This window comes from Kitasatospora sp. NPDC094016, from assembly GCF_040304045.1.
GTDB lineage: Bacteria > Actinomycetota > Actinomycetes > Streptomycetales > Streptomycetaceae > Kitasatospora.
On the sequence record NZ_JBEOUK010000018.1, the window covers coordinates 46,889 to 62,255 of the forward strand.

General features: G+C 74.6%; 14 protein-coding genes and 1 riboswitch. Of the genes, 7 read left to right on the plus strand and 7 right to left on the minus strand.

Annotated elements, in window-relative coordinates; genetic code table 11:
* Positions 1–243: 243 nt before the first annotated feature.
* The gene (locus ABT015_RS18735; protein ID WP_350880319.1) at positions 244–1,356 is read right to left on the minus strand and encodes an alpha/beta hydrolase family protein; all 1,113 of its coding nucleotides are present in this window, start codon (positions 1,354–1,356) and stop codon (positions 244–246) included.
* Positions 1,357–1,656: 300 nt separating this feature from the next.
* A riboswitch (cobalamin riboswitch) is annotated at positions 1,657–1,786 on the plus strand.
* 108 nt (positions 1,787–1,894) lie between these two features.
* Between ABT015_RS18735 and ABT015_RS18740 the strand changes: the two genes are divergently transcribed.
* From ABT015_RS18740 to ABT015_RS18760, 5 genes are read left to right on the plus strand one after another with little or no spacing between them, the layout of a single operon-like run.
* A complete protein-coding gene (locus tag ABT015_RS18740) occupies positions 1,895–2,863 on the plus strand; it encodes a cobalamin biosynthesis protein (protein ID WP_350880321.1) in 969 nt (322 codons plus the stop codon).
* Positions 2,860–4,398 carry a cobyric acid synthase gene (locus ABT015_RS18745; RefSeq protein WP_350880323.1) on the plus strand — a complete coding sequence of 513 codons (1,539 nt, stop codon included), beginning with the start codon at positions 2,860–2,862 and terminating at the stop codon, positions 4,396–4,398. The genes ABT015_RS18740 and ABT015_RS18745 overlap by 4 nt, the downstream gene beginning before the upstream one ends.
* The gene (locus ABT015_RS18750; protein WP_350880325.1) at positions 4,395–6,530 is read left to right on the plus strand and encodes a putative cobaltochelatase; all 2,136 of its coding nucleotides are present in this window, start codon (positions 4,395–4,397) and stop codon (positions 6,528–6,530) included. The genes ABT015_RS18745 and ABT015_RS18750 overlap by 4 nt, the downstream gene beginning before the upstream one ends.
* A 6-nt stretch (positions 6,531–6,536) precedes the next feature.
* A complete protein-coding gene (gene cobO / locus ABT015_RS18755) occupies positions 6,537–7,142 on the plus strand; it encodes a cob(I)yrinic acid a,c-diamide adenosyltransferase (protein ID WP_350880327.1) in 606 nt (201 codons plus the stop codon).
* 4 nt (positions 7,143–7,146) lie between these two features.
* Positions 7,147–8,556 carry a cobyrinic acid a,c-diamide synthase CobB gene (locus ABT015_RS18760; protein ID WP_350880329.1) on the plus strand — a complete coding sequence of 470 codons (1,410 nt, stop codon included), beginning with the start codon at positions 7,147–7,149 and terminating at the stop codon, positions 8,554–8,556.
* A gap of 55 nt (positions 8,557–8,611) precedes the next feature.
* Here the strand turns inward: ABT015_RS18760 and ABT015_RS18765 are convergent, their stop codons facing one another.
* The 3 genes from ABT015_RS18765 to ABT015_RS18775 all read right to left on the minus strand — a co-directional run bounded on the left by ABT015_RS18765 (position 8,612) and on the right by ABT015_RS18775 (position 9,961).
* Positions 8,612–8,968, minus strand: a complete 357-nt coding sequence (locus tag ABT015_RS18765) for a type II toxin-antitoxin system RelE family toxin (protein ID WP_350880331.1) — start codon at positions 8,966–8,968, stop codon at positions 8,612–8,614.
* Positions 8,965–9,426: a prevent-host-death family protein gene (locus ABT015_RS18770; protein ID WP_350880333.1), complete on the minus strand. Its 462-nt coding sequence runs from the start codon at positions 9,424–9,426 to the stop codon at positions 8,965–8,967. The genes ABT015_RS18765 and ABT015_RS18770 overlap by 4 nt, the downstream gene beginning before the upstream one ends.
* A gap of 70 nt (positions 9,427–9,496) precedes the next feature.
* Positions 9,497–9,961, minus strand: coding sequence for a hypothetical protein (locus ABT015_RS18775; protein ID WP_350880335.1), 465 nt, complete (start codon positions 9,959–9,961; stop codon positions 9,497–9,499).
* 369 nt (positions 9,962–10,330) lie between these two features.
* Between ABT015_RS18775 and ABT015_RS18780 the strand changes: the two genes are divergently transcribed.
* The gene (locus ABT015_RS18780; RefSeq protein WP_350880337.1) at positions 10,331–11,134 is read left to right on the plus strand and encodes a serine hydrolase; all 804 of its coding nucleotides are present in this window, start codon (positions 10,331–10,333) and stop codon (positions 11,132–11,134) included.
* Between the two features lie 21 nt (positions 11,135–11,155).
* Positions 11,156–12,115, plus strand: coding sequence for a hypothetical protein (locus tag ABT015_RS18785; protein WP_350880339.1), 960 nt, complete (start codon positions 11,156–11,158; stop codon positions 12,113–12,115).
* Between the two features lie 17 nt (positions 12,116–12,132).
* Here the strand turns inward: ABT015_RS18785 and ABT015_RS18790 are convergent, their stop codons facing one another.
* The 3 genes from ABT015_RS18790 to ABT015_RS18800 form a co-directional block, all read right to left on the minus strand.
* Positions 12,133–12,933, minus strand: coding sequence for a hypothetical protein (locus ABT015_RS18790; RefSeq protein ID WP_350880341.1), 801 nt, complete (start codon positions 12,931–12,933; stop codon positions 12,133–12,135).
* Between the two features lie 66 nt (positions 12,934–12,999).
* Complete coding sequence (locus ABT015_RS18795; RefSeq protein ID WP_350880343.1) at positions 13,000–14,034, minus strand: TolB family protein; 1,035 nt, start codon at positions 14,032–14,034, stop codon at positions 13,000–13,002.
* Positions 14,031–15,362: an MFS transporter gene (locus tag ABT015_RS18800; RefSeq protein WP_350880345.1), complete on the minus strand. Its 1,332-nt coding sequence runs from the start codon at positions 15,360–15,362 to the stop codon at positions 14,031–14,033. Before ABT015_RS18800 ends, ABT015_RS18795 begins: the two co-directional genes overlap by 4 nt.
* Between the last annotated feature and the right edge of the window lie 5 nt (positions 15,363–15,367).

Below are 15,367 nucleotides of genomic sequence, written 5' to 3' on the forward strand. Positions count from 1 at the left end.
CATCCGGTTGGCTGTACGGACGGGCGGCCGTCGACGGCACCTCCCCAAGATCGGGCAACAATCGGGCAACAGAGGCAAACCGCCTGGCCGGAAACAGGTGGCGGGGTCATGCCATCCCGGCGCAACCCTTGCGGCGGCGGTCGCGCTACCCGCCCGACCGGTCACGCTCCGTGGCTGACGGGTGAGGTTCGGGTTTCGTACAGAGGCCCTGTCGGTGTGACTTCTCGTGCGGGGGGGCTGGGTTCAGAGAAGGGGGGTGAGCCAGCGGCGGAGGAGTTCGGTGTAGTGGGTGGGGGCGGAGTTCCAGAGGGTGGCGTGGTCGGCGCCCGGGAAGGGCCGGAGGCTGACCACGCCGGGGCGGGCGGCGGCGAGGCGCTCGGCGGCGCGGAAGGGGGCGACCTGATCGTCGGGGCTGTGCAGCAGGAGGGTGGGGACGCGCAGGTCGGCGCCCTCGGCGATGCGGCTGAAGTCGGCGAGGTCGACGCCGGTGCGGCCCTCGGCGGCGAGGGCGCCGAGCTCGGCGGCGGCGCCGGTGTAGCCGGCCCGGGCGGCGCCGCGGCGGGCGGTGGCGGGCAGGTCGAGGACCGGCGAGTCCAGGACGAGGCCGCTGACGGCATGGGCCCAGGCGGAGCGGGCGGCCGTCTGGAGGGCCATGGTGGCACCGAGGGACCAGCCGTACAGGATGACCCGGCCGGCGCCGCTGTCGAGGGCGAGCCGGACCGCCGACTCGACGTCGCGCCACTCGGTCTCGCCGAAGTGGCCGAGCCCGTCCGGCGAGGCCGGGGCGCCCTGGTCGCCCCGGTAGGTGACGACGAGGGCCGGCAGGGCGAGGCGGTCGAGGACGGGGAGGACCGGGAGGGTCTGCTGCCGGTCGGCGCCGGGGCCGTGGACGAGGATCACCCAGGTGCCGCGTTTGCCGTCGAGGCGCCAGGCGGGGAGGGCGCCGAGTTCGCCGTCGGCGGCGGTGTCGGTGAAGGGGAGGCCGAGCGCCTCGGTGGGGTCGCCGAGGTGGACGCGGGGGGTGAAGTGGACCTCGGTGCCGGGGGTGAGGGTGCCCCGGTCCGCGCGGACGAGGCGGCGGGTGACGCCGTTCTCGTCGCTGTGCAGGACCTCCTCGACGACGGCGTGGCCGTGGTCGTCCCATTCCACGGCCCAGCGGCCGGGGCGCAGGCTCTCGGGGCGGCGGTTGAAGGTGATCCGGCCCGCGGCGAGGCTCCGCACCAGGACGGGGCCGGACTCCCGGGCGGCGCTCGCCGGGTGGACCAGCCGCTCGGAGGCCCGACGGCCGATCACCAGGACGGCGGCCCCGGCGCCGACGACGGCGGCCGCCACGACGGCCGCGGTTCCCCAACGCATATCGCTCCCCGCTCTGCTGGTCTTGGACCGGACGGTGTCCGGGCGGTGTGCGGACGGTGTTCGGGCACCAGTTCACCGGGGGGCCGCGCGGGCGGCCACCGGGCTGGGCCGTCCGGGGCACGACGGGGGCTCGGGCGGGGCGTCGGGCGGGGCGGGCGTCAGGCACGGCGGGGCGTCGGGCGGGGCGGGCGGATCGGAGGTGGCGACGGGGCTCCGAGGTGTGACCAACCCCTCCGTGACCTCGGTTGACTCCCGGTTCGGCCGCGTGATGGGATCCTGGGGCCAAACGGAGGCATGCAGAGGAAGCCGGTGCGAGTCCGGCGCGGTCCCGCCACTGTCACCGGGGAGCACGCTCGGAACATCGCCACGGCGGGCCGTCAGAAGCCGCTGGAAGGCCCGGGGGTGCGTCCGACCCGGAAGCCAGGAGACTCTCGCCCCCGGTACGTCGATCCAGGGCGCGGACCCTGAGTGAGGACACGCACGCGATGCAGGCTGCCCCGCCCTGCCGGACCCCACGCGGCCTTCCGCCGAACCCGCCGTGCGCCCGCTGACCCGCGCCGCCGCGTTCGCGCTCGGCGCCGCCGCGGGCTTCGCCGCCGACGCCCGCTTCGCCGACCCCCGGCGCGGCCACCCGGTGGCCGTCTTCGGCAGTGCGGCGACCCGGCTGGAGCGGCGGGTGTGGCAGGACGACCGGGTGGCCGGCGCCGGGTACACGGCGCTGTGCGTGGGCGCGGTCGCGGCCGGCGCGGCGGCCCTGGACCGTACGGTGGGCCGGCGTCCGCTGGGCCGGACCGCGCTGGCGGCCGCCGCGACCTGGACGGTGCTGGGCGGCACCTCGCTGACCCGCGAGGCGCGCACCATCGGCCGGTCACTGGCCACCGGCGACCTGACGGCCGCGCGGGAGCGGCTGCCGCACCTGTGCGGGCGGGACCCGAGCGCGCTGGACGGGCCTCAGATCGCCCGCGCGGTGGTCGAGTCGGTGGCCGAGAACACGGCGGACGCCGTGGTGAACGCGCTGGTCTGGGGCGCGCTGGCGGGCACCCCGGGGCTGCTGGCGTTCCGCGCGGTGAACACGCTGGACGCGATGGTCGGCCACCGCTCGCCGCGGTACGCCCGGTTCGGCTGGGCCTCGGCCCGGCTGGACGACGTGGCGGGCTGGCCGGGCGCCCGGCTGACGGCGCTGCTCACGGTGGCCGCCGCGCCGCAGCCGAAAACGGCCTGGCGGGTCTGGCGGCGGGACGGCTCGGCGCACCCGAGCCCGAACGCGGGCCAGGCGGAGGCGGCCTTCGCGGGCGCGGTGGGCGTCCGACTGGGCGGGACCCTCCAGTACGGGGAGCGGGTGGAGCACCGGCCGGTGCTGGGCGCGGAGTTGCGGCCGGTGACGGTCGACGACATCGAGCGGGCCTGCGTGCTCTCCCGGCGGGTGGGCGCGCTGGCCCTGGGTACGACGGTCGCGGGGCACGTCGCGCTGCGCTCGCTGACGACACGGTGGAAGGGAAGGGCATGAGCAACGCACTGCTGGTCGCCGGGACGACCTCGGACGCGGGCAAGAGCGTGGTGACCGCGGGCATCTGCCGCTGGCTGGCCCGACAGGGGGTGCGGGTCGCTCCGTTCAAGGCGCAGAACATGTCGCTGAACTCCTTCGTCACCGCCGACGGCGCCGAGATCGGCCGGGCACAGGCGATGCAGGCGCAGGCGGCCCGGGTGGAACCGGAGGCGGCGATGAACCCGGTGCTGCTGAAGCCGGGCGCGGACGGCCGCAGCCAGGTGGTGCTGCTGGGCCGGCCGGTCGCCGAGGTGGGCGCGCTGGACTACCGCGAGCGCAAGCCCGTCCTGCTGGAACGGTCGCTGGAGTGCCTGGCGGATCTGCGCCGCCGCTACGAGGTGGTGGTCTGTGAGGGCGCCGGCTCGCCCGCCGAGATCAACCTGCGGGACCGGGACATCGCCAACATGGGCCTGGCGACGGCCGCCGGGCTGCCGGTGGTGGTGGTCGGGGACATCGACCGCGGCGGCGTCTTCGCGGCGATGTACGGGACGCTGGCACTGCTGTCGGCGGAGGACCAGCGGCATGTGGCGGGCTGGTTCGTCAACAAGTTCCGCGGCGACGCGCGGCTGCTGGCGCCCGGCCTGGAGATGCTGCACGGGCTGACCGGCCGTCCGGTGCTGGGCACCCTGCCGATGCTGCCGGGCCTGTGGCTGGACGCCGAGGACTCGCTGGACCTGTCCACGGTGGTGGACCGGGTGGACGGCCGCGGCCCGCTCGGGGCGGACGTGCTGCGGGTCGCCGTGGTGCGCTTCCCCCGGCTGTCGAACTTCACCGACCTGGACGCGCTGGCCCAGGAGCCCGGCGTGCTGGTGCGCTGGGTGACCCGGCCGGAGGAACTGGCCGACGCCGACCTGGTGGTGCTGCCCGGCACCCGGGCCACCGTGGCCGACCTGGCCTGGCTGCGCGAACGCGGCCTGGAGCCGGCGCTGAAGGCGCGGGCGGCGGCCGGGCTGCCGGTCCTCGGAGTGTGCGGCGGCTACCAGATGCTGGCGCGCGGGATCGAGGACGAGGTGGAGTCCGGGGCCGGCTCGGTCGACGGCCTGGGCCTGCTGCCGACGCACGTGCGGTTCGGCGCCGAGAAGGTGCTGGCGCGGCCGGTCGGCACGGCGTACGGGCAGCGGGTCGAGGGGTACGAAATCCACCACGGGGTGGTGGCCGTGGAGGGGGGCGAACCGTTCTTCTCCGATGACGACGGGCACGGCCTGGACGGCTGCCGGGTCGGCCCGGTGTGGGGCACGACCTGGCACGGCGCGCTGGAGAACGACGGCTTCCGTCGTGAACTCCTGCGCGAGGTCGCCGCGTTGGCGGGACGGGCGTTCGTGCCGGCGCCGGACACCTCGTTCGCCGAGGCGCGCGAGGCCCGGCTGGACCGGCTGGGCGACCTGATCGAGGAACACGCGGACACCGACGCGCTGTGGAAGCTGATCGAGGGCGGGGTGCCGGCGGCCGGATCGCTGCCGTTCCTGGCGCCCGGGGCACCTGGGGAGTATGCATGAGTGACGTCCGCTATCCGTTCACCGCGATCGTCGGCATGCCCGACCTGCGGCTCGGGCTGCTGCTCAACGCGGTCTCGCCGGCCGTGGGCGGCGTGCTGGTGCGCGGCGAGAAGGGCACCGCGAAGTCGACCATGGTACGCGCGCTGGCCGGCCTGCTGCCGACCCTCGCGGCCGTCGACGGCTGCCGGTTCGCCTGCGACCCGGCCGCTCCGGACCCGCAGTGCCCGGACGGGCCGCACGACCGCCCCTCGGCGTCCGAACGCCCCGCCCAGCTGGTCGAGTTGCCGGTCGGCGTGGCCGAGGACCGGATCGTCGGCTCGCTCGACCTGGAACGGGCGCTCGCCGAGGGCGTCAAGGCGTACGAGCCGGGGCTGCTCGCCAAGGCGCACCGCGGCGTGCTCTACATCGACGAGGTGAACCTGCTCCAGGACCACGTCGTGGACCTGCTGCTGGACGCCGCCGCGATGGGCCGCTCGTACGTCGAGCGCGAGGGCGTGTCGGTGCGGCACGCCGCCCGCTTCCTGCTGGTCGGCACGATGAACCCGGAGGAGGGCGAGCTGCGTCCGCAGCTGCTCGACCGGTTCGGCCTGACCGTCGAGATCGCCGCCACCCGGGACCCGGCCGAGCGCGCCGAGGTGGTCCGCCGCCGGCTCGGCTACGACGCCGACCCGGCCGGCTTCGCCGCGCGGTTCGCCGCGGACGAGCAGGCGCTCGCCGAACGCATCACCGCCGCCCGGGAGTTGCTGCCCAAGGTGGAGCTGACGGATGTGGCGCTGCGTCAGATCACCGCCGTGTGCGCCGCGTTCGAGGTCGACGGGCTGCGCGCCGACATCGTGATGGCCCGCACCGCCGTCGCGCTCGCCGCCTGGGACGGGCGGACCGAGGTGCTGGAGGAGGACGTCCGCAAGGCCGCCCAGCTGGCGCTGCCGCACCGGCGCCGCCGCAACCCCTTCGACGCGCCGGGGCTGGACGAGGAGCAGCTCGACCGGACGCTGGAGGAGCACGCGCAGCCTTCGGAGCCCGAGGAGCCCGAGGAGCCTTCGGAGCCCGAGGGGTCCGGGGGGTCCGGGGGTTCGGGAGAGGCTGAGGGCGAGGGCGAGGGCGACGGCCCCGAGGACGACGGTCCGGGCCCGGACGGCGGCCCCGGCGGCGGCCCGGACGGCGGCGGAGCCCCCGAGCCCGCCTCCGGCCCGGAAGCGTCGGCCGCCGAGCCGGAGGAACCGCTCCAGCAGCCCGTACCGACCCAACACCCCGCCCCCGCACGGGAGTCGGCGCCGGTCGCGGCCGGCGACCCGTACCGGACCAAGCTGTTCACCGTGCAGGGCACCGGCCACGGCGCCCAGGGCCGCCGCTCCCCCGCCGAGACCACCGGCGGGCACACCGTGCGCGCCCGGCGCCCCCAGGGCGCGCTCAGCCGCCTGCACCTGACCGCCACCCTGCAGGCCGCCGCACCGCACCAGGCCGCGCGCGGGCGGGCCGGCCGGGCGCTGGTGCTGCGCAAGGACGACTTCCGCGAACAGGTCCGCCAGGGGCGGGAGTCCAACCTGGTGCTGTTCGTCGTCGACGCCTCCGGCTCGATGGCCGCCCGGCAGCGGATGACCGCCGTCAAGGGCGCCGTGCTGTCCCTGCTGATGGACGCCTACCAGCGGCGCGACAAGATCGGCATGATCACCTTCCGGGGCGCGGACGCCGAACTGGCGCTGCCGCCGACGTCGTCCGTGGAGGTCGGCGCGGCCCGGCTGGAGTCGCTGCCCACCGGTGGCCGCACCCCGCTGGCCGCCGGCCTGCTGCGCGCGCACGAGGTACTGCGGGTGGAGCGGCTGCGCGACCCGAGCCGCCGCCCGCTGCTGGTCGTGGTGACCGACGGCCGGGCCACCGGCGGGCGGGACGCGCTCGCCCGGTCGCAGCGCGCGGCCGGGCTGTTCGCCGCACAGGGCACAGCCAGCGTGGTGCTGGACTGCGAGTCCGGCCCCGTCCGGCTCGGCCTCGCCCGCACCCTGGCCGGGCTGCTCGGCGGCACCGCCGTCAGCCTGGACGAGCTGCGCCCCGAGGGCGTCGCCTCGCTCGTCCGCGAGAACCGGCAGGACAGCCGGCGCGAGAACCGTGCTACCACCATGCGAAAGGCGGCCTGAGCCGACATGCCCAAGGGTGTCCCCGAGAGCGTCCCCGACGACGGCCTGACGACCCGTCAGCGCCGCACGCAGCCGATCACCGCCGTGCACACCGGCCCCGGCAAGGGCAAGTCCACGGCCGCGTTCGGCATGGCGCTGCGGGCCTGGAACCAGGGCTGGCCCGTCGGGGTGTTCCAGTTCGTGAAGTCCGCCAAGTGGAAGGTCGGCGAGGAGAACGCGCTGCGCGTGCTCGGCGCCTCCGGCGAGGGCGGGACGGTCGACTGGCACAAGATGGGCTCCGGCTGGTCGTGGATCCAGCGTTCCAGCGAGATGGAGATGGACAGCGAGGCGGCCGCCAAGGAGGGCTGGGAGCAGGTCAAGCGCGACCTGGCGGCCGAGACCTACCGCTTCTACGTGCTGGACGAGTTCACCTACCCGATGCACTGGGGCTGGGTCGACCCCGAAGAGGTCGTGTCGGTGCTCAAGGACCGCCCGGGCAGCCAGCACGTCGTCATCACCGGCCGGTACGCGCCCGAGCCGCTGACCGGATTCGCCGATCTGGTCACCGAGATGACCAAGGTCAAGCACCCCATGGACGCCGGCCGCAAGGGCCAGCGCGGTATCGAGTGGTAGACCGTTGAGCACTGCCGGCAGGCCGTTGGCCGCCATCCCCCGCCTCGTCATCGCCGCGCCCTCCTCCGGCGCCGGCAAGACCACCGTCGCCACCGGCCTGATCGCGGCGCTCGCCGCGCGCGGGCTGGCGGTGTCCCCGCACAAGGTCGGCCCCGACTACATCGACCCGGGCTACCACGCGCTCGCCGCCGGGCGCCCGGGCCGCAACCTGGACGCCTTCATGTGCGGCCCGGAGCGGATCGCCCCGCTCTTCCTGCACGGTGCGGCAGGGGCCGACGTCGCGGTGGTCGAGGGGGTCATGGGCCTGTTCGACGGAGCCTCCGGGCGGGGGGAGCTGGCCTCCACCGCGCACGTCGCCAAGCTCCTGCGGGCGCCCGTGGTCCTGGTGGTGGACGGCTCCTCGCAGTCCCGGTCGGTGGCCGCGCTGGTGCACGGCTTCGCCTCCTGGGACCCTGAGGTGCGCCTCGCCGGGGTGATCCTCAACCGGGTCGCCTCCGACCGGCACGAGCACCTCCTGCGCGAGGCCTTGGAGGAGGGCTCGGGCGTGCCCGTGCTGGGCGCGCTGCGCCGCTCCACCGCCGTCGCCACGCCGTCCCGCCACCTCGGGCTGATCCCCGCCGTGGAGCGCTCGGCGGAGGCCCTGCGCGCCGTCGCCGACATGGGTGAACTCGTCGCCGCCTCGGTCGACTTGGACGCCCTGCTCGAACTTGCGCGGACGGCACCGGAGTTGACCGCCGAACCGTGGGACCCGTCGGCCGAGGTCGACCCGGTCGCCGGCACGCCGCGGATCGCGGTGGCGGGCGGCGCCGCGTTCTCCTTCTCGTACGCCGAGAACGCCGAACTCCTCACCGCCGCAGGCGCCGAGGTCGTCCCCTTCGACCCGCTGCACGCCTCGGCACTGCCCGACGGCACGGCCGGCCTGGTGATCGGTGGCGGCTTCCCCGAGCTGTACGTCCGGGAACTCAGCGGCAACACGGCGCTGCGCGGCGCCATCTCGGCGTTCGCCGCCGGCGGCGGCCCGATCGCCGCCGAATGCGCCGGACTGCTCTACCTCGGGCGCGAGTTGGACGGCCTGCCGATGTGCGGCGTGCTGGACACCGGAGCCCGGATGACCGAACGGCTCACCCTCGGCTACCGGGAGGCCGTCGCCCTGCACGACTCCCCGCTCGCCCCGACCGGCACCCGGGTGCGCGGCCACGAGTTCCACCGCACGGTCTGCGAACCGGGCGCGGGCGAACACCCCGCCTGGGGCTGGCGCCTGCCCACCGGCCCCCGCGCCGAGGGCTTCGCGGGCAGCCACGTCCACGCCTCCTACCTGCACCTGCACTGGGCCGGAGCCCCGTCCCTGGCCACCTCCTTCACCTCCGCCGCAGCCACCTACCAGGCAACCCCCGGGAGCCCCGCGTCACCGTGACCCCCCTCGGCGGCGGCCCTGCGTCGGCAGGGCCCGAGGGCCGGACGCCCGTCCGCTACGCCTCGGTGTCCTTCGGATGCCTGGGCGAGGCATAGACGAGGTGGACAACGCGGGCGGCCTCGTCCACCACGTACCGCACCCGGCCGCCAGCGGTCACCTCGTACTCCCACTGCGGCAGCTCGACACCCCCGAATACGCGAGCGGCCAGCCGGCCCCGCAGCCGGTGCTGCCGATCCGGATCCCCCGTGGACAGGGGGTTCGCCCGGAGCGCCTCGAAACAGCGGCGGGCGTTCCCGGCCGCCTCCGCACACAGCTCTGCCCACCCCTTGGCCGCCTCCGTCGTACCGAATCGCAGCCGCCACTCCGCCCCGACGGGCGGGGGCGCCACATCATCACCGCGCTTCGGGCTCACGGCTCGATCACCTCGCCGTGATCGTCACCGGGCAGGGGCCTGGCGAGCTCTGCCGCCAGCTCCGGATCCGCCAGCACTCTCGCGGTGGCTCGCCACTCGACTATCACCCGGTGCAGATTGGCGTGCACGCCCAGGTCCACGGCGTCGCGCGTCGCGTCCACGAGGTCGACGACGAACTCGCGCACCTCATCGGCCGACAGGTGCCGGACCCAGGGGAAGACGGCGGGGAGAGCCAGGAGCACTGCCTGCGCGCCCTCATCGCTGCTGATCAACGCGGCGAACAGGCGAGCGGCGACATCCGCGGTCTGCTCGCGCTGACGGTCGTGACGCTCAGTGGTGAGGTACAGGTCCTCCCCGTCGCGCCGCGTGACGTGCACGCGCTGGACTCGCTCCACACTGTCCGCGACGCGCTTGGAGTTCTTCGACAGGTCGGAGAACGACACGGTGAGAGTCGACATGGCTCGACGCTAGTTCGGAACACGTTCCGAAGTCAACCGCACGGGGCCGCCCGGCCGCGCCCTGCCCGTCTCAGGACGGGCCGTTGCCGAAGGTGCCGGTCAGGGGATCGGGGCGGTCGGCGCGGTGGCAGGGGGCGCAGCGGAGGCGGGTGTAGATCGCCACCGGGCCCATGAAGACGTCCTCGCGGCCGTCCGCCGGGGAGGCGGAGGCGGCCGGCCCGCCGCAGTCCAGGCAGACGCGGCGGGGGCGGGCGGCGATGGAGCAGGCGCGGCAGACCAGGTGGGTCGGGTGCTCGGCGTGGACGACCACGGGCTGGGGGCCGCCGTTGAGCAGGTGGACGCACCACGTACAGGACTCGTCCGCCTGCGCCGCCAGCATCCGGGCCCTGGTCTCCTGCTGCCACCTGGCGGCCCTCTGCACCGGGACCGTCACCGGCGGCCCCCACCCGGCGGCACTGAGCCACTGGGCGCCCTCCGCCCCGGCCGCCCGCAGCTGGTCGTCGACGGCGATGTCCCTGGGGGTCCTGTCCTTCATCGGCTCCTCCTCCGGTGCGGTTCCCGCCGGGTTAACGCCACCGGGGAGGGCATGGACACGCGAACGGCCCGACCACTACGGCCGCCTGCCGCCGCACGCGCACGCCCGGACCGACCGTCACCGCCGGGCCGCCCCGGCCCCCCAACGTACGCCGAAGTGCCGGACCGCGCGGCGGTTCAGCCACAGACGCCGGGGGCCGCGCTCAGCCCAGCAGGGGCTCGGCGCCACCGTGGGCGATGCGGATCTTGCCCGCCAGGCCGTCGAGTTGGACGCGAGGATGCGCTCCTAGCACATGGCGTGTGATGCCCCCGGGCGGGTAGACGACAGTTAGCCTGAACCCAACCGGCGCGAAAGGAACGGGGTGGCCTGATGGTCGATTCCGACGGCGTGCGTACTGCGATCGCCGCACAGATCGAGGAGTTCGCCCAAGGTACCAACGCGGGTGTGCGCAGCGTCCTGGTCAAGACACTCGGCAACCCGCAGCTCACCGTCGCCCACCGTGCGGACCTCGTGCTGCCCGCCGCGAGCCTGGCGAAGATGATCCTGGGGGTCGCGCTCTTCGAGTGGGCCGAGCGCGGCGAAGTCGACCTGGACGCCCGGGTCCGCATCGGATCCCTTCCCGGCACCATGTACCCGAGCGTGCTCCAAGCCCTCGACCCCGATTCGACCGTCACCGTACGGGAGCTGTGTGGCTTCACCCTGGTGACCAGTGACAATCCAGCGGCCGAGCACCTTCGCGCGGTGCTGGGTCAGGACCGGATCGACTCCACGATCAAGACACTCGGACTACACGCGACCCTCTTCCCGGCAGGGTTCTCCGAGCGTGAACTCGGCCCCCTCGGACGCGCCAACACCACCACCGCCGAGGACGTGCTGCGGCTGGTCGAGCACATCGACCGGGCGCCGCATCTGGAGCCGATCCGCCGGTACCTGGTCAACTACCTGAGGAACGACAGGATTCCGTCCCGGCTGGACGACGATGTCCCGGTGCGGCACAAGACCGGCAGCCTACGTGGCATCGTCAACGATGCGGGCATCGTCCTCCATCCGGCCACTCCCATCGCCATGGTGTTTCTGACGGACAATCAGTCCGATAACGTTCGTACGGCGCAGGAGATCGGGGAAGTCTCCGAGCGGATCGTCCGGATCATCGCAGACGGTGCGGCGTTCTGACGTCGCCCACGGGGGTGCCGCATGGCCGTGTCTCGAGAGCGACAACTGCGCAAGATCCTGGCGCTCGTCAACATCCTCGCACTCACCACGGGACTGGCGTGCGTGGTGGCGGCCGCACTGCTGACCCACCAGCAGGTCGTCGCCACCGTTCTCAGCCTCATCGGCGGCGCCTTCGTCTCGGCCGCGGCCGTGACCCTGGCCATCGGATCCCTCACCGTGCGGGAGACCACGGAGCAGGTGGACAGCGCCGTCCTTCGCGGCATGCAGGACGTCCTCGGCCCGGTACGCGATCCGCTGTTCTCCGGCGCGCTGTCCGCCTACCGCTACGACTGCCTGCTCTCACCTGCGCCCGCAGGCGACGCCCACCCCGACTACCTCTACCAGAGCTTCCGGATCTCCTACCGGATCGACGTCCTCCCCAAGACGGTGACCATCGCCTGTCTCGCCTCCAACGACGACGCGGGCCTGGACGGATTCACCGGGCCGGAGTGCCTGCTCCGGTGGATGGTCGACGACAACCTGGATCCGGACGATCCCGAGGTCTTCACCATCGGAGCGGTCCGGGTGGACAACCGGGACCTGGAACGCAGGCCCTCGACGCATGAGACCGTCGCCGGCGGGCGAGCCCGGATCGACCACTTCTCGGTGCCTCGCGACGCCCAGGTCACCATGGGCCATCTCGTCGAGCTGAGCATCACGGCACGCAAGTTCGTGGGCCATGATCGCCGGGTCCGCATCCAGGCTCAGGTGTTCCGCCACGTCACCGATGCCGAGTACCGGCTCACCATCGACCCTGCTCTCAAACCTACCCGCCTGAGCGTGAACGCCTCGGAGATCAGCGCACTCGGGGCGGCCCACGGCGCAAGTGTCCGGGCCACCTTCCCCGCCCCCTTCAACAACACGGCAGGCCTGATCCAGCTGCCCTTCCCGCTCCAGCCGGGGAGCGTCATGGCGTTCACCATCGACCGGGACGTGGCCTGAGCTGCCGCGCTGCGGGCTCAGCCGGTGGCGCGGATGTAGATGTCGGCGGCGCCGGGGGCGGCGCCGGGGATGGTGGCGACGTAGATGCGGCGGGTGGTCTGGGGGTGGGTGGGGGGCGTGGTGGGGGTGAGGGAGGGGGTGGGTGTGGGTGTGGGTGTCGGGGTGGAGGTCGGGGTCGGGGTCGGGGGGAGGGTGACGGAGGGGGTGTCGTCGTCGAGGTCCGGGGTGGGGTCGGCGTCGGCGTCGGCGTCTGGTTCGGCGTCGGGGTCGGCGGCCTGGAGACCAGGGGGTGCCGGGGGCGCCGGGTCGGCGGTGGGGGTGAGGGAGAGGGTGGGTGACGGGGTGGGGGTCGGGGCGGGCTCGGGGTCCGGGAGGAGTTCGGGGGCCTCGGCCGGGCCGTCGCCGCCGAGGGCGGCGGTGAGGTCGGCGGGGAGGGGGGCGGCGGGGCCGGGGGCCGGGAGGTCGTAGGCGCGGAGGAAGTCGCCGAGGCCGACGTCCTTGCCCGCGACGCGGTAGTGCAGGTAGGCGATGGGGGCGCCGTCGGGGGTGTGGGTGTAGATGGCGCCGACGGGGACGTAGGAGCGGCCGACGCCGGGGTGCTGGGAGGGGTGGAGGCCGGCGAGGAGTTCGGCCCGGTCGCGGTCGGTCTCGCGGCCGACGCGGCCGGCGGTGAGCGAGTTGACGCCGCGCACCACGAGGGCGGCCGCGACGGACACGCAGAGGACCAGTCCGACGGCGACGGTGCGCCGCAGGACGGGTCGGCCGTGCAGGGCCGGCCAGGAGTCGGTGACCGCGCGCTCGGGCGGGATGCCGTCCACGATTGTCGTTCCCCCGTTCGATCAGGACGTCATTGTGCTCGACGAGGGACCGTAGCCGAGAGTTCCTCAGCCCAGGTAGGCGGGGGCGACCGCGGCCTGGGTTACCCGCCGGGGGGCGCCGCCGCCGTCGGCGGGGACGGTCCACAGGTCGGCGCCGTAGTCGCCGGGCATGGCGTAGAGGAGCGTACCGCTGTCCGACCAGACGGCCTGGTCGTCGATGTTGCGCTGTTCGGCGGTGGCGGTCTCGGTCATGGTGGCGAGGTCGAGGACGTACAGGCGCCAGGGGGCATCGGGGGACAGGCCGGGGACGCGCTTCTTGTACGCGATGCGGGTGCCGTCCGGGGAGAGCGAGGGGCACTCGACGTTCTCGTGCAGGGTGGTGAGGGTGTGGGCGGCGAGGTCGCCGCGGGCGAGGTGGGTGTGGCCGCCGGTGGCGAGGGTCGCGTAGAAGGTGTTGTCGTCGGCGAAGGTCACGCCCCAGATGTTGATGTCGTGGGCCTGGTACGGGTGGCCGTCCTTGATCACGTCGAAGGTCTCCAGGTTGTCCCGGAGGTTCCAGTCGCGGACGTCGACGATGGAGGTGCGGGTGGAGAAGTCGGTGCCCGCGTAGGAGTCGCCGCTGACGAAGACCGTCCAGGCGGCGAGGTGTCCGGACGGGGAGACCCGGGAGCGGGTGGGGATGCCGGCCGCCGGGTAGGAGCGCCGTTCGCGCAGGTGGTCGTCGAGGACGACGGCTCGGTAGGTGTCCTCCAGGGCGCCGTGCTGGGCCTGGAGGCAGATGCCGGTGCCGGCGGCGGCGTAGAAGCGCAGGCACTGGACGCCGGAGGCGGTGCGCGGACCGTCCGGGCGGTCGGCGGGGACGGCGGTGAGTTCGTCGCGGTGCGGGCCCCAGGCCATGTTGCGGAAGACCAGTTTCCGCCCCTCGGAGGGCTCTTGCAGGGTGACGGCGCCCTCGGTGACGGCGGGGCCGCCGGGCTGGGCCTGGTCGCGCCGGGCGGTGCGGTCGGCGGCGTGGAGGACGGCCCCGGTGCCGACGGCGCCGAGCAGCAGGACGGCGGCCAGGAGGATGATCACCCTGGTCCGGTTCTGGAGTCGGTTCACGGGCTCTCCTCGACGGTGGTGGTGGCGGCGGGTTCACGCAGGACGGCGGCCGCGCCGAGCACGCAGAGCGCGAGCGCCCCCGCCGACCAGCCCAGCGCGCCGGTGCCGCCGACCGCGCTCCACAGCGCGCCGAACAGCAGCGAGCAGGCGAACCGGGCGAGGGCCTGCCCGGTGCCGACCAGGGCGAGTCCGGCGCCGCGCTGCCCGGCCGGGACGGCGTCGGCCGCGGCGGCGGCGAGCACGCCGTCGGTGGCCGCGTAGAAGGCGCCGTGCAGCACGAGGACGCAGACGGCCACCGCCGGGCCGCCGGCCGGCGAGAGCAGCAGCCCGTACGCGAGCAGCAGCAGCACGTGCCCGCCGAGGAAGAGCCGGCGGCGGCCGATCCGGTCGGCGAGGGCGCCGAGCGGGACGGCGAGCAGCAGGAAGGCGGCGGCGGTGCCCAGCGGCAGCAGCGGGAACAGGTCGACGGAGAGGCCGAGCCGGCGCTGGACGAGGAGGTAGAGGAAGGAGTCGCTGACGGTGGTGAGTCCGAGCAGGACGGCGCAGAGCGTGAGCCGTCGCAGCCCGGGAAGCCGCAGCATGGTGAGGCTGTCACGCAGCGAGGGTACGGCAGTTGACGAATCGTCAGCCGACGTCCGGTTCGGCACGAACAGCAGCAGGACCAGTACGCCGAGGGCGGCGACGCACGCGCTGACCGTGAACACCGCGTTGTAGCCGTGCCGTTCGCCCCCGTCGGCGAGCATCGGCCCGCCCGCCAGGCGCAGCACGAGGAAGGCGGTGAGCGGGCCGAGCAGGGCGCCGGCGGTGTCCATCGCCCGGTGCACGCCGAACGCCCGTCCGCGGTGGGCGGGTTCGGTGGAGAGCGAGATCATCGCGTCCCGGGGCGCGGTGCGCAGGCCCTTGCCGGTACGGTCGACGGCGATCACGGCGCCGATCAGCGGCACGGTGTGGACGAGCAGCAGCAGCGGTTTGCAGAGCGCGGACAGGCCGTAGCCGACGGCCGCGACGGCCTTGTGGCGGGCGGCGCCGTCACGGCCGCGACGGTCGGCGAGGTGGCCCCCGGCGAGGCGCACGAGCGCGCTGAACCCGTTCTGGATGCCGTCCAGCAGCCCGAACCCGAGCGGGGAGAGGCCGAGGCCGGTGAGCAGGTAGAGCGGCAGGACGGCGGTGACCATCTCGGAGGAGATGTCGGTGACCAGGCTGACGGCGCCGAGGGCGAGCACCGTCCCGGGTACGGCGCGCAGGGCGGCGCCGCGCCGCCCCGGCGGCTCCGTTGCGGAGGCCGGGGCGGCGGGGGCCTTGGAGCTGCGGGAGTCCGCGACGTACACGGGCG

Excerpts from the sequence above, each read along its gene's own strand:
- cobO (WP_350880327.1), top strand. The coding sequence starts at position 6,537 with ATGCCCAAGGGTGTCCCCGAGAGCGTCCCCGACGACGGCCTGACGACC.
- ABT015_RS18745 (WP_350880323.1), top strand. The coding sequence starts at position 2,860 with ATGAGCAACGCACTGCTGGTCGCCGGGACGACCTCGGACGCGGGCAAG.
- ABT015_RS18735 (WP_350880319.1), bottom strand. The coding sequence starts at position 1,356 with ATGCGTTGGGGAACCGCGGCCGTCGTGGCGGCCGCCGTCGTCGGCGCC.
- ABT015_RS18775 (WP_350880335.1), bottom strand. The coding sequence starts at position 9,961 with ATGAAGGACAGGACCCCCAGGGACATCGCCGTCGACGACCAGCTGCGG.
- ABT015_RS18770 (WP_350880333.1), bottom strand. The coding sequence starts at position 9,426 with ATGTCGACTCTCACCGTGTCGTTCTCCGACCTGTCGAAGAACTCCAAG.
- ABT015_RS18780 (WP_350880337.1), top strand. The coding sequence starts at position 10,331 with ATGGTCGATTCCGACGGCGTGCGTACTGCGATCGCCGCACAGATCGAG.
- ABT015_RS18785 (WP_350880339.1), top strand. The coding sequence starts at position 11,156 with ATGGCCGTGTCTCGAGAGCGACAACTGCGCAAGATCCTGGCGCTCGTC.
- ABT015_RS18750 (WP_350880325.1), top strand. The coding sequence starts at position 4,395 with ATGAGTGACGTCCGCTATCCGTTCACCGCGATCGTCGGCATGCCCGAC.